This is a genomic window from Algicola sagamiensis DSM 14643 (assembly GCF_000374485.1).
In the GTDB taxonomy this organism is placed as follows: Bacteria; Pseudomonadota; Gammaproteobacteria; order Enterobacterales; family Alteromonadaceae; genus Algicola; species Algicola sagamiensis.
Window position 1 is genome coordinate 41198 of the sequence record NZ_KB894495.1, and the last position, 13772, is coordinate 54969.

The 13772-nt window shown below is 43.1% G+C and carries 10 protein-coding genes; 6 read left to right on the top strand and 4 right to left on the bottom strand.

The window, feature by feature from the left end; genetic code table 11:
* Positions 1–73: 73 nt before the first annotated feature.
* Entirely contained in the window at positions 74–1054 is a 981-nt protein-coding gene (gene rpoS / locus C505_RS0109350) for an RNA polymerase sigma factor RpoS (protein ID WP_018692345.1), read from the top strand.
* A gap of 247 nt (positions 1055–1301) precedes the next feature.
* Positions 1302–2309 (top strand): adenosine deaminase, encoded by a 1008-nt coding sequence (gene add, locus C505_RS0109355; protein ID WP_018692346.1) that lies wholly within the window; start codon positions 1302–1304, stop codon positions 2307–2309.
* Between the two features lie 15 nt (positions 2310–2324).
* Here the strand turns inward: add and rluA are convergent, their stop codons facing one another.
* Both rluA and C505_RS0109365 read right to left on the bottom strand, forming a co-directional pair.
* Positions 2325–2978 carry a bifunctional tRNA pseudouridine(32) synthase/23S rRNA pseudouridine(746) synthase RluA gene (gene rluA / locus C505_RS0109360; RefSeq protein WP_018692347.1) on the bottom strand — a complete coding sequence of 218 codons (654 nt, stop codon included), beginning with the start codon at positions 2976–2978 and terminating at the stop codon, positions 2325–2327.
* 102 nt (positions 2979–3080) lie between these two features.
* Positions 3081–3647: a YfiR family protein gene (locus tag C505_RS0109365; protein WP_018692348.1), complete on the bottom strand. Its 567-nt coding sequence runs from the start codon at positions 3645–3647 to the stop codon at positions 3081–3083.
* 415 nt (positions 3648–4062) lie between these two features.
* Between C505_RS0109365 and C505_RS0109375 the strand changes: the two genes are divergently transcribed.
* The 4 genes from C505_RS0109375 (at position 4063) to rraB (ending at position 9650) form a co-directional block, all read left to right on the top strand.
* The gene (locus C505_RS0109375; RefSeq protein ID WP_018692350.1) at positions 4063–5904 is read left to right on the top strand and encodes a GGDEF domain-containing protein; all 1842 of its coding nucleotides are present in this window, start codon (positions 4063–4065) and stop codon (positions 5902–5904) included.
* An 84-nt stretch (positions 5905–5988) separates the two neighbouring features.
* Positions 5989–8232: a DNA topoisomerase IV subunit A gene (parC, locus tag C505_RS0109380; protein ID WP_018692351.1), complete on the top strand. Its 2244-nt coding sequence runs from the start codon at positions 5989–5991 to the stop codon at positions 8230–8232.
* Positions 8233–8342: 110 nt separating this feature from the next.
* The gene (locus C505_RS0109385) at positions 8343–9071 is read left to right on the top strand and encodes a 1-acylglycerol-3-phosphate O-acyltransferase (protein ID WP_018692352.1); all 729 of its coding nucleotides are present in this window, start codon (positions 8343–8345) and stop codon (positions 9069–9071) included.
* 225 nt (positions 9072–9296) lie between these two features.
* Positions 9297–9650, top strand: a complete 354-nt coding sequence (gene rraB, locus C505_RS0109390; RefSeq protein WP_018692353.1) for a ribonuclease E inhibitor RraB — start codon at positions 9297–9299, stop codon at positions 9648–9650.
* Between the two features lie 54 nt (positions 9651–9704).
* Here rraB and C505_RS0109395 read toward each other — a convergent pair whose 3' ends face one another.
* Complete coding sequence (locus tag C505_RS0109395; RefSeq protein ID WP_018692354.1) at positions 9705–12002, bottom strand: pyridoxal-dependent decarboxylase; 2298 nt, start codon at positions 12000–12002, stop codon at positions 9705–9707.
* 238 nt (positions 12003–12240) lie between these two features.
* Complete coding sequence (gene hutH / locus C505_RS0109400) at positions 12241–13764, bottom strand: histidine ammonia-lyase (RefSeq protein ID WP_018692355.1); 1524 nt, start codon at positions 13762–13764, stop codon at positions 12241–12243.
* Positions 13765–13772: the final 8 nt, after the last annotated feature.

Genomic DNA, 13772 nt, shown 5'->3' on the forward strand with positions numbered 1-13772 from the left:
GACAAACAATCGGCTTAGGGGGAAGGAAGGTGCGCAGTAGCAGCTTTTATTGGGTCTGATTGGGAGACAGCGTATGGGTCACAAAAACGCAGAAAGCCAAGTGGCTGAAATCGAAGTCGAGAGTGATTCTGAGGAAACACTCGTTATCGAAGAGAATTCAGCTGAAGAAGAGGAGTCGCAAGCGGAGGAGGATTTATTCAACAAGGATGATGTACAACGGACACTCGATGCGACACAACTCTATCTCAGTGAGATAGGGTTCTCACCACTACTCACCGCAGAAGAAGAAGTTTTCTATGCACGTAATGCGCTCAAAGGGGATGAGTCGGCAAGAAAAAGGATGATCGAAAGTAACCTCAGACTCGTGGTGAAAATCGCGAGGCGGTATAACAATCGGGGGCTTGCGCTGCTCGATTTGATCGAAGAAGGTAATCTTGGGTTAATCCGTGCAGTTGAAAAGTTCGATCCGGAACGTGGATTTCGCTTTTCAACATATGCAACCTGGTGGATCCGACAAACCATTGAACGGGCGATTATGAATCAAACCCGGACAATTCGTTTACCGATTCATGTGGTGAAGGAACTCAATGTTTACCTCAGAACGGCTAGAGAGCTTGCACAAAAGCTTGATCATGAGCCGACCGCGGAAGAAATCGCTGAGCGACTAGATAAACCGGTCGATGAAGTGAGTAAGATGCTGCGGCTTAATGAAAAAATCAGTTCAGTCGATACACCGATCGGCGGAGAAAATGACAAAGCATTACTTGACGTCATTGCTGATGAACGTGGTACTGGACCTGAAAACCGTTTACAGGACCAGGATATCAAGCTCAATATTGTTCATTGGCTTGAAGAATTAAATCCCAAACAGCGTGAAGTTCTGGCAAGGCGTTTTGGCTTACTTGGATATGAGCCATCCACGCTGGAAGACGTTGGAAAAGAGATTGGTTTGACACGAGAACGTGTCCGCCAGATCCAAGTTGAGGCGCTTAGGCGCCTGAAAGAAATCGTGACTCACGAAGGCTTATCGATCGAATCACTCTTTCAATCGTAAATGCGAACGCTCCAATCAACAGCCCAATCGGGCTGTTGATTCTTCGGTCCTCACAGTGATAGAATCCCGCAAATTTTTCTGGTGAAGCCAACAATTGGTTGTGATTGAACCGGAAACACCACAATACTTCTATTTTCAAATTGGATTGTATACTTATCATTGGTGTTTGTTTTCTTGAGTCACCAATACGTGTCGTCACATCTTGAATTTGTGTATAGGAGTACATCCGACTTTCATAAACAGGAGTATGACATTGCGTAATCAGAAACCTCTTGTTGATTTACATCGACACTTAGACGGAAATATTCGAGCTGAAACCATACTTGCTTTAGGTCAATCTTTTTCAGTAGACCTACCTGCAAATACTCTCGAGTCGCTGCGTCCTTTTGTTCAAGTCATGGAGCCTCAGCCCGACTTAATGGCGTTTATTGAGAAGCTGGATTTGGGGTTGAAAGTTCTTGGAGATCTAGAGGCATGTCGTCGAGTAGCGTATGAAAATGTAGAAGACTTAAAGCGAGCGCATATCGACTATGCAGAGCTAAGGTTTTCCCCTTATGTCATGGCGATGACGCATCACTTGCCAATGGAAGGTGTTGTTGAGGCGGTGATTGATGGTGTAAAAGCCGGGGAGCGTGACTTTGATGTCCAAACGAACTTAATCGGAATACTCTGTAGAACACATGGTGTTGAACATTGTTCCCAAGAGCTAGATGCTTTGCTAACCCATAAAGACAATATTGTTGCATTAGACCTGGCTGGTAACGAAAAAGATTTTCCAGGAGAGTTATTTGTTTCTCATTTTCAAAAAGCGAGAGATGAAGGCCTCAACATTACCATTCATGCAGGAGAAGCCGATGGACCTCATAGTGTAAAGCATGCCATTGATGTTCTTGGAGCAACACGTATTGGGCATGGGATTAATGCGATTCATGACCCTGCACTAATGGAAGAAATGGTAAGGAATGACATCGTTTTAGAAGTGTGCTTAACATCAAATTTGCAAACGAATACTGTGCCATCCATCGCGTCTCATCCGATTCGAGAATTTTTAAAGCAAGGTTTAACGGTCACACTAAACACGGATGACCCTGCAGTTGAAGGGATTGAACTATTAGATGAATATCAAATTGCGCAAGATGTGGTTGGTCTCAGTGATTCAGAATTGATGCAAATACAGGAAAATGGTGTTCAAGCTGCCTTCTTATCTGAGTCAGGAAAGACAGCTCTTTATGCAAAATGTGCATGTTCTCAGTAAAAAGATAAAGGCCCTTTAGAAAGGGCAAGGTGAGAAAAAGCGCATCTCTTTCTCAGTGATAGGATGCGTGACTTGCAACATTTCTGCATGGAGTTGGAGGCGAGTAGCCATTGATTTGGCTTTCTCGTGTGCATAAAGACGGTCGCCTAATATCGGTGTATCAAGGCTGAGCATGTGAACTCGCAATTGATGAGAACGACCTGTTATTGGTGTTAAAGCAACGCGTGTGACTTCTGACTCAGTCTCTAAAACCTGCCAAAAAGTTTGTGATGGTTTTCCGACTTCATGATCGACTTTTTGTTTAGGGCGGTTTGGCCAATCACAAATGAGTGGCAGATCGACTTGTCCACTTGACGTGGGAAGTCGTCCAAAAATACGAGCGATATAGCGCTTTTGAGTCAATCGTTCTTGGAATTGACGACTTAAATCCCTGTGTGTCGCTTTATTGAGTGCCATGATGAGAATCCCTGATGTTGCCATATCTAATCGATGGACAATCGTTGCAGTTGGGTAAACTGTTTGCACACGCTTTTCGAGAGAGTCTCGATGGGCAGGATCTTTTCCAGGAACTGTAAGCAACCCACTTGGTTTATTCAATACGATCAGATCATTATCAATGTGAAGAATATCGAGGTAAGGATCTTTTGGCGGATCGTAATTCAATAACATGTAAACTCCAACAACATGAGAACACCAGAAATAACTCGTTTGGGTGCGGAATTCTAGCGTGTCATGAATGAAATGTCTAAAAGCTCGCGAGATCCAGTTTTCTTAAATTGCTTTTGCAACGGATAATAAGCGAGTTTCTAGTTTGATACGACTCTGTTTTAAGGAAATTGGATTAATATAAATTTTAAACTTTTTACTGACTTTAATGAGGCTTAGCATTCCGCCATTTCGTAGGAACGTCTCTCCTGTACCCATAATGAGTGATGATGAATAATTTTTCTTGATCAGGAGCAATTTATCCTTTTGGAGTGCATCTAAGCTGTAGATAATATGGCACCTTTGTGCTGACTCAATGAGTTGTTTGACAGGATCACGTCCAGAAACATCATAGACAGAGAATAAATGGTTCTGAACTTTTTTATCTCCAATAAACTTTTCGAAATGTCGGGCAAGCTTTTTCGGTTGATGGCTCAAAAAACAGACCTGGAGTCTTTCAGTATCAGATTGAAAGGCATTTTTTGGCCATATCACAAACTTGGATATCTTATATATAAAAGCAGAGGTTAGATCATCGGTTGTAAATTGGACTTTGGGTGCTGCAAATACCGGAGTATGCATCAATGTGATGAGTAATAAGCATGTTGATAGCGTCTTTAGAATACGCTTCATTCGATATTCCGATATTTCCTGTTAGGGTTTTATGATTGTTTATCAATTGTTGGCACGTACTGGCCTCGTATTCATTATGACTTTGAATTTTAAAATTTACCGCATTTGATTGCATGAAATCACAAAATGCTCTTTTTCAAGGTACGGTCTACAATTTTAGGATGAATTATCGGCTTTCGCAGCCTGAGACGTATTTATATTTCAGTAACAGCGTTATGGATGAAAGATAAGTATGCCCTCATCTTTCGCTTTTCTTCGACGCAAGAAAAAGACATAATTGGCGGCAAACAATGCAATACCAAAATCATATGGAGCATAAAGCCTGATGTTACAACGGATTTGCTCCGTTTTAGTGCTTTACTTAAGCTTTACAACATTTTCTATCTTGGCAGAAGAACTTACTTTGAGTTCTTTCATGTTAGACCTGATCAAAAAATCTGAGTCCTATGCTTCTTCTGATGCCCAAGAAGCGATCCGATATTTACGTTCCAGAGAAGAAAAGGTGTTAAGGGATGGTAATGCTCTAGAGAAAGCTTCATTTTACAACATGCTATGTGGTTTCTATGGCGATGCACGAGACTTTAAAAAGCAATTTGAGTGTGCCAAGAGAGGGATTCAATATGTTGAAGCGAAGCAACTCCCCATTCGAGCAAAGTTACTATACCAACTTGGTTTTTCTAATGAATTGATTGGCAATCATGCTGAGGCATTGAAGCATTATACAGAGGCCATCCAGTTAGCAAAAGCGCTTGACTTGAAACAACTCATTGCTGAAGGCCACTCATTTATCGGAAGTTATTATGCGGATAAAAATAAATATGCCGATGCACTGGAGCATTTAAAGAAAGCATACAAAATGTCTTTGGATTTGGATGATCCTGAATTAACAGGCACCATTTTAAGCTCACTCGGTAACCTATATAGTTATTTGGGAGACGATGAGCAATCATTGATGTTGCATAAGAAATCATTGGAGTTAGCAAAGGAAGTGGACAATCTTGAGGAAGAAATCACTTCTCTGTATAACCTGGCTGCAACTTACACCGAAATGAAAGACTTTCAGCAAGCAGCTTTCTACTATGACCAAATGTTACAGCGTTCTAAGTTATCAGAAAATAAAGCAAACCTTTATTTCTCCTATGCAGGTCTCGCTGAGATATTTTTGGTGAAAGGGAAAGAAGAAGTTGCGCTCAGTTACATTGATGAAGCAGAAGTTTACTTAAAGCATGTGCAGGAATATTACTTCAGAACATTTCATTTCATTCAAAAAGCACAAATTCTAAAAAATCTTGGACAAATCGAACATGCTGTCATGGAGCTGAATAAAGCAAAAGTGATGACAGAAAAGGAAGACTTTCAAAATGTGCAAAATCTTATTCTCAATATTCAGAGTCTAACAGCGAAACTACAAGCACAGCTAGGGGAGTGGGAAGAGGCATATAAGGCGCAGCAGAAATATTTTGAGCTTTATGTGAAAGCACACAATAAAGATACAAAACGTCATGTTGAAAAATTAAAGATCAAATTTGATACGGAAAGACGGGAAACCGAAAACAAGATATTGGAACAAGACAACGCCATCCAGCGTTTAAGGTTAAAAGAAGCGCAGTGGCAGCGTCGTCTTCAATGGATGGTCGTCACCTTTTTTGCAATGACAACCTGCTTTTTTATGTACGTGATCCTTCGTCAGCGTCGATCGAGAAGGTTGTTGGCGGTCCTTGCTGAAACAGACTCTTTGACTGAACTTCATAATCGGCGCTTTATTTACACAAAAGCAGAAAAACTTTTCAAAGAGCTTCGTTCAAAAGGGATCACGATGTCAGTGATCATTTTTGATATTGACTTGTTTAAGTCGATTAATGACCAGTATGGCCATGCGACTGGCGATGATGTTCTTCGTTGGGTTGCTTCTTCCAGCAAACAGCAAATGCGCGAAAAAGATATTCTTGCCAGAATTGGTGGGGAAGAGTTCCTCGCCGTATTACCCAATGTGGAGCACGATGTTGCCTTGCATATTGCAGAGCGGCTCCGACTTTACTTGGCACATAAGCCAAGGGAGTTTAATGGGCATATGTTCAAAGTCACAGCCAGCTTTGGGGTGGCGACTTGGAGTGAGGCAGTACCAAGTTTCGATCAGTTGGTTGCGAATGCAGATGGCGCGTTATATCGTGCCAAAGAGAGTGGACGCAATAATGTAAAGGCTGCAGAGGTGGATACTTCAGCTTCAGAAGAATCAAATATGACGCATGCAAGATAAAAATAAATTCGCATCATGCCAAAGTTATGAGATGATCGGCGGTTCTATCGTTCCAAAATAGAGTAAGTATAAAAAAGGTTCAGAATGACTGAGTCCGTTGATTTGGGAATTGAGCGCCTCCCGCTGCATACTTTTACCGAAGAAGCATATTTGAATTATTCCATGTATGTCATCATGGATCGCGCCTTGCCACATATTGGTGATGGTTTAAAGCCCGTTCAACGACGGATCATTTATGCGATGTCGGAGTTAGGCTTATCTGCTCAGGCAAAATATAAAAAATCCGCAAGAACAGTTGGTGATGTGCTGGGTAAGTTTCATCCGCATGGTGATAGTGCCTGTTATGAAGCGATGGTACTGATGGCACAGCCATTTTCCTATCGTTATCCGCTGGTTGATGGACAAGGCAACTGGGGTGCGGCTGATGATCCCAAATCATTTGCTGCGATGCGCTATACAGAAGCGCGTCTGTCCAAATTCGCAGAAGTCCTGTTATCTGAACTTGGCTCCGGTACAGTGGACTGGGGGCCAAACTTTGATGGGACGTTAAAAGAACCGATGCGTCTTCCTGCGCGATTACCCCATATTTTACTGAATGGTGTCACAGGAATCGCGGTTGGGATGGCGACGGATATTCCACCACATAATGTTCGAGAAGTCGCGAATGCTTGTATTCAATTGCTCGAAAATCCAAAGTCGACACTCGATGACTTGATGCAGGATGTCCAAGGCCCTGATTACCCAACAGATGCAGAGATTATCACACCGAAAATCGAGATTCGGAAAATTTACGAAACAGGTAAAGGCAGTATCAAGATGCGCGCAGTTTACCAGGAAGAGCAGGGTGATATTGTGATCACGGCATTGCCGCATCATGCGTCTGGTAGCAAAGTTCTGGAGCAAATTGCACAGCAGATGCAGGCTAAAAAACTCCCGATGGTTGCTGACCTCCGTGATGAGTCCGATCACGAAAACCCAACGCGCCTCGTGATTGTTCCGCGTTCGAATCGTGTGGATAGTGAACAGGTGATGCAGCACTTATTTGCCACAACAGATCTTGAGAAGAGCTATCGCGTCAATCTGAATATGATTGGACTGGATGGTCGCCCTCAGGTGAAGAACCTTCAGACAATACTGAGTGAGTGGCTTGTTTATCGGCGTGAAACCGTCCGTAGACGTTTGCAGTACCGTCTTGATAAAGTACTTGCGCGTTTACATATTCTTGAAGGCTTAATGATCGCATTTTTGAATATCGATGAAGTGATTGAGATTATTCGAAATTACGATGATCCAAAAGCCGAGTTGATAGCAAGGTTTAGTCTAAGTGAAAAGCAAGCAGATGCGATCTTAGATCTCAAACTCCGCCATTTGGCAAAATTGGAAGAGTTCAAAATCAAATCCGAGCAGGATGAACTGAGTAAAGAACGAGATCAGCTTGAAAAACTACTTTCTTCTGAACGTCGGATGACCACCTTGCTGAAGAAAGAAATCACAGCAGATGCAGAAAAATTCGGTGATGATAGACGTAGCTTAATTGTCGAGCGTGCAGAAGCAAAAGCACTGACAGAAAAAGAACTGATCCCGAGTGAAGCGGTAACCGTTGTTCTTTCAGATAAAGGGTGGGTTCGCTGTGCAAAAGGCCATGATATTGATCCGACATCATTGGCGTATAAATCTGGTGACGGGCATAAGGCTTCTGCAAAGGGAAGAAGCAACCAGCCAGCTGTTTTCTTAGATTCATCTGGGCGAGGTTTTGCAACAGATGCGCATACATTGCCTTCTGCACGAAGTCAGGGCGAACCACTAACGGGCCGCTTTAATATTGCTGCGGGTGAGACATTTGATCATGTTGTTATCGCAAATGATACACAAAAACTACTGATGGCATCTGATGCTGGGTATGGCTTTGTCACTACATTTAAAGATATGGTCTCTAAGAACAAAAACGGGAAGGCACTTGTCACACTTTCCAAAGGAAGTCAGTTAATGCAGCCTGTTATGGTCGGAGAATCAGGATCTGACCTTGTGATCGTGATTTCGAATGAAGGACGTATGCTCGTGTTTCCTGTTCGAGATTTACCTGAGCTTGCAAAAGGTAAAGGAAACAAGATGTTGTCGATTCCATCTGCACGTGTTGCATCAAGAGAAGAGTTTATGAAGGCTTACGCAGTCGTGCCAGAAGGAAATCCGGTAACCTTGTACGCTGGAAAGCGAAAGTTGACTTTAACTGCACAAGATTTGGAACATTACCGCGGTGAAAGGGGACGTCGTGGGAATAAGCTACCTAGAGGGTTGCAACGTATTGATTCAATTGAAATAAATGAATGATTTTAACTGTTTTTTTGAAAAATTTCAAAAAAATCATAGATTAGATGGTGAGTCAGCGGACAGTTCAGGCTATACTTGTGCGCTGACTGAATTAGATATTTGGAGCACACGTGTTAGCTGTTTTAAGACTCATAATCCTCGGGCTCTTTATCGTTGCTTCAACGATTGCTGGATGTGTCTTCTTCTTATTCCGGCCAAAAAACCCGAATAACACACACTTAATTGCAAAGTGGTATTCATCCATGCGTTATATTATGGGGATTGAAGTTGAAGTACGGATCCCTGATGAGCTGAAAAAACTTGGTCCGTGTGTTTATATTGCGAATCATCAAAATAGCTATGATCTATTCACGTTGACTAAAAGTGTCATGCCAAAAACAGTGAGCGTTGGGAAGAAAAGTCTCAAGTGGATCCCATTTTTTGGACAGCTGTATTGGTTGAGTGGCAATATTTTGATTGATAGAAAAAACCGCCACAAAGCTTTTGATACGATTAGCCAGGCTGCAAAAAAAATCCGTGAAAGAAAAATCTCTGTCTGGTTGTTTCCTGAAGGAACGAGAAGCTATGGGAAAGGGCTGTTACCGTTTAAGACAGGTGCTTTTCATACGGCATTACAAGCAGGCGTACCAATTATTCCTGTTTGCATGAGTTCGACGCATAAGAAGTTTAGTTTGAACCGTTGGCGCAATGGTAAAGTGATCATCGAGATGTTACCCCCGGTTGATATGTCCAGAATTGATAAAAACGAAATTCGTGAGATGGCAATCAAGGTTCATCAAATGATGCGAGATAAAATCTCTACCCTTGATCATCAGATTCGCCCAGCACATTCAGCATAATCAGAGCATGCATCATTTGAATCTGACGTGACTTTGGTCATGATATGCTGTGATTTAAGTCTCAATAGTAGAAAGTCGCATCCAGCGGCTTTCTTTGTTTTTCACCCATTGTTTTTGTGAAGATGAATTAAGCGCAAATCTTTCCATAATTCAGATGAAACATTGCGCATCTCATGGTAGTTTGTGCGGCTTAAATTTTAAATCAACAAAATTGGAATACTGAAGATGAACTGGCACGAGTTTACTCAGGAAGTCATTGCGGAAATGCGCGATGATGGACTGCCAACGGATGAGTTGTATGAAATTGAACACCACTTTTCTGCGCAAACGTTTGAAGCGCTTGAAAAGGCGGCTATCGCGGCATTTAAAAAAGGCTATGAAGTGTCAGAGGCAGAAGAAATTGAGCTAGAAGACGGTTCTTTCATTTACGGCTTTGACGTTTATTTCGAGCAAACGCTAGAAGAAGCTCGCCTGATTAAAGATGTCGACACCATGCTGGAACTCGCCAAAGAAACCCAGATTGACTATGACGGCTGGGGTGTCACCCTTGAAGAAGAGGATGATGAAGACGAGGCGTGAGATCTTCAGAAAACGGATACTTTTTAAAGGCCAGCAGATGCTGGCCCTATTTGCTTATTTCTTAATGCAAAGCTGATTCACTTCTTTTCTGAGTTTCGGAATAAAGATTTCTGTGAAGAAGTTGAAGAGTCCTTTTTGATTGTCTTCGTGGGTATAGATCGCCCATGGATCGAGGATAACGGAGCGGATACAAGGGATTGCATTGACTTGTTCAGCTTGGCTGAATAAACGTTCACCAAGCGCATTCATAAAGTCATCACCATAATCTTCTCGGTTGAAGGTGGTCATTGATACGAATATTTGATCATCCTCTACTGGCTCTCCTGGCGGAACACTGAGGCGCTCGAAAAGTGCATTGTTGAGTTCTAGCGTCCTTTCTGGTGAGCGGTCCTTTTTGTCTACAAATACATAATCCACAATGTTTTGATCACCGGCGATATTTCGTAGAAATGAGTTTATCTCCCTGTGATTGTGCAGATCATGTTTAGACATCTGATGATCCCAAAGTACATCCGTGATGGCTTGACGATGTTGATTTTGCTCTTTGGATAATGGGTTGAGTAAGACAAGATCAAAATGATCTTCTGGATATGCTACATCCATGGTTGCCAGATATAAGTAGAACAACTTCGAATTCAGCATGCTTTGGTTAATGATGTGTCCATAGCCCCGTTTGTCTGGGCGAATGGCTTGATGACTGAGAAAAACAGATGTTGCCGCAGCACCTGGCTTGGAGCCTTCAATGCCTGATTCGCCAATATTTCGAGTGTTGATACTATCCGAATCGCCTTCAGAGCTGATATATGGTGCACTAAAACTGAGCAGGTTTATGATTTTGTCGTTACGATAAGTTAAGCTACCTGCTGGATAAGGAATATATCCCATTTTATGCGGATCGATGGTCACACTATCGCAAAGGTGGATCTGAGACATGCTTTCATAGACACTGTCACGGAACCAGGAATCTCGGTTATCAAACAAGTGCTCTTGCGCGATTTTGCTTTGAGGGGGAAATTCACCCATTTCAAATGGCTTACGAATACATGCCATGAAGTAGCCGCCCCAAGCTGCATCTGTATGGACTGCGTATTCGAACGATTCCTGTTGGGTGCGGAAGTTTTCTCGAATTGTTAAGAGTTTTTCGACCGGGTCGACTGCGCCTTCTTCTGTTGAACCAACCACTGCGACATTCATCACAACAGGTTTTTTGTGCTGTTTACAGGTGTTGAGTACACCTTGGAGTAGTTGAGTTTTTACTTTTCCTTCTTCATCAACATACACATTCAGCAAGCCATCATCTTTGATAACTTCAATGTCGAGCATCTGCTTTTCACTCAGGCCCTTCTGGCCACCACCCATACCAAGCAACGAAGTCGATTTGATCCATGAGTAATGTTTGGTTGAAGGAACAATAATCGCAGGTGCTTTAATATCTTCTTGAATCAGATATTTCTGGTAGAAGAAGTTCATCCCTTTCCCATTCAAAGAATACGAGTTTCCAAGTGTTTTCCATACATCGGCTTCATCCCATTGACTATTTTTATCTTGGCTAAGTAAGTCAGCCATTTGTGCGGGGAGTGCCAACGCATCATCTTGTTTTAGATTCAGTAGCTGCCATGCTGTTGCTTGAGCAAGTTTTTCTCCATTGGGGAGTTTGAGAGTATCATGGATCGCCACAAATTGTTGGCCTTGTTCCAATGAATACTTGATGCCGAGCGGCATATATTTCAGCTCTCTCGCAGCCCAAACACTTTCGATATTTGCGACTGTGCCATCACAGGCAATATGGGACCAAGCGAATGTTTCATCTGATTGGCCGTCATCCTCTAATGGACGAACTTGGAAACCAGCCATTTGAGAGATGTCATTACAAGCCAGTATCTCTATGAGCGTTGTCGCTGGTGCAGCCTGTGGTGTGACATTATTTTGATTTTGCAACATCCCGGATAAGTAGCCAATAATTGAGGGGAGTGTGATATCCCATGTCATATGCCCCTGATAACGTAAAGTAGAGAAGGGCACAGAGTAATTGGTTAGAAGTATAAGTAAGTCTTCACTTTTACTTTCGACATCTTGGACAGCTTGTTGATACGCATGGGACTCACGCACTGAGTCAGTGATATACCCCGGGTCGTCTGGAAACAACGATTGGCGACCATCTAAAGTCAGATCCACAACAGCATTGAGTAGTTTCTTGACCAGCGCTTTATTCTCACCTTTGGTGCCCATAAACCAACCCGCAATTGAAGTGTCATCACGAAGCGGTGTGGATTCGATTTCTCGTTTGAGTTGAGACTGTAAATGATGCAGGATGTCACGCGAGACAAATTTTTTCTTCGAAGTGATGCCCATGAGGGATCTCCGTCTTTTTTATATTGAAATGGAATGTTGAAATGCGAGAGTGGGGTGCCTATCAGATAACAAGCTTGATGACTACGCGGGAGAGAACCCGCTGTCGCTGGAAGAAAAGCTTAATTGCGGCTTTTAAATTGTGCAATCAAACAAAGGTTGAGTTTTCTTCGTATACACGGCAGTGATGATCACTGCCGTGCCGCAAAATGTTTAAAACACTGACATTAAAACACTGACATTAAAACAGTGTTGGTTGAAAAACGACTGTCAGCGCGTTGTTTGCTAATAATGATGTTGCTTCTTCAATATCTTTTCCGAAATAACGATCCTTATCATAATAAGACACGGTTTCGCGAAGTATATGTTTCGCTTGTTCGATAGATGGGCTGGATTTGAGCGGTGCGCGGAAGTCCAATCCTTGTGCTGCCGACAAGTACTCTATAGTAAGGACGCCTCGCGTATTTTCTGCCATTTCTGTCAGGCGTCTAGCACAAAATGTAGCCATTGAGACGTGATCTTCCTGGTTCGCCGAAGTGGGTAGACTATCCACAGATCCTGGGTGAGCAAAGGTCTTGTTTTCTGATGCCAGTGCCGCTGCTGTGACCTGTGCGATCATAAACCCACTGTTTACACCACCATTTTCCACGAGGAAAGGCGGTAATTGGCTGAGCTGTGAATCCATCATGAGTGCAATACGTCGTTCTGCTAATGCGCCGATTTCAGCGATTGCCAGTGCCAAATTATCCGCTGCCATAGCGATTGGCTCTGCATGGAAGTTTCCACCAGATAGGATTTCATCTTCATTGGCAAAAACCAGCGGGTTGTCTGTGACACCATTGGCTTCGGTCAGGATAACGCTTGCCGCATGACGTATTTGAGTGAGGCATGCACCCATCACCTGTGGTTGGCAACGCAAGGAATAGGGATCTTGCACTTTGTCACAGTGTTGGTGTGACAGACTGATCTCTGACGAATCGCCCAAGATATTGCGATACATTGCAGCTGCGTCAATCTGTCCTCGTTGACCTCGAACTTCATGAATTCTCGAATCGAATGGCACGCGGCTGCCCAGTGCTGCTTCAAGTGTCATTGCGCCGATAAGAGTCCCTTGCTGATACAAAGCTTCCGTATGGAATAATCCTTGAATAGCAAACGCGGTCGATGCTTGTGTACCATTGAGCAGCGCAAGCCCTTCTTTCGCAGCAAGGGGAATCGGCGATAGTCCAGCAAATTTCAGGCCTTCTTCTGCTTCGTAGATTTTCCCTTGGTAACGGACTTGTCCTTCACCCAACATCGGTAAGCATAGATGGGCGAGTGGTGCCAAATCGCCAGATGCGCCGACAGAGCCTTTTTCCGGAATACATGGATAAACTTCGTTCGCCAGGAGAGCACACAAGAATTGGATCACTTCGACACGAATACCAGAAAATCCGCGGGACAAACTATTGATTTTGAGCACAAGCATAAGGCGAACAATTGCATCATTCATGAGCTTGCCTGTGCCAGCTGCGTGAGAGCGCACGATTGACGACTGGAGTAACTCCAACTCATCACGGGCGATTTTTGTATTCGCTAGCAACCCAAAACCAGTATTGATGCCGTATACAGTTTTTCCTGATTCAATCACATGCTGCACTGTATCAGCAGAGCGTTGGATCGTTTGAACAGTCTCTTCACCCAAAGTGAGCTTGACAGGGGACTGCCAGATATCGCGAAGTTGTGTCCAGTCTAATTGTCCCGGTTGTAATGTAAACTGCTTCATGTGTCACT

What these genes read in the sequence shown, in the direction of transcription:
- rpoS (WP_018692345.1), top strand. Translation starts at nt 74, where the DNA reads ATGGGTCACAAAAACGCAGAAAGCCAAGTGGCTGAAATCGAAGTCGAG.
- add (WP_018692346.1), top strand. Translation starts at nt 1,302, where the DNA reads ATGACATTGCGTAATCAGAAACCTCTTGTTGATTTACATCGACACTTA.
- rluA (WP_018692347.1), bottom strand. Translation starts at nt 2,978, where the DNA reads ATGTTATTGAATTACGATCCGCCAAAAGATCCTTACCTCGATATTCTT.
- C505_RS0109365 (WP_018692348.1), bottom strand. Translation starts at nt 3,647, where the DNA reads ATGAAGCGTATTCTAAAGACGCTATCAACATGCTTATTACTCATCACA.
- C505_RS0109375 (WP_018692350.1), top strand. Translation starts at nt 4,063, where the DNA reads ATGTTAGACCTGATCAAAAAATCTGAGTCCTATGCTTCTTCTGATGCC.
- parC (WP_018692351.1), top strand. Translation starts at nt 5,989, where the DNA reads ATGACTGAGTCCGTTGATTTGGGAATTGAGCGCCTCCCGCTGCATACT.
- rraB (WP_018692353.1), top strand. Translation starts at nt 9,297, where the DNA reads ATGAACTGGCACGAGTTTACTCAGGAAGTCATTGCGGAAATGCGCGAT.
- C505_RS0109395 (WP_018692354.1), bottom strand. Translation starts at nt 12,002, where the DNA reads ATGGGCATCACTTCGAAGAAAAAATTTGTCTCGCGTGACATCCTGCAT.
- hutH (WP_018692355.1), bottom strand. Translation starts at nt 13,764, where the DNA reads ATGAAGCAGTTTACATTACAACCGGGACAATTAGACTGGACACAACTT.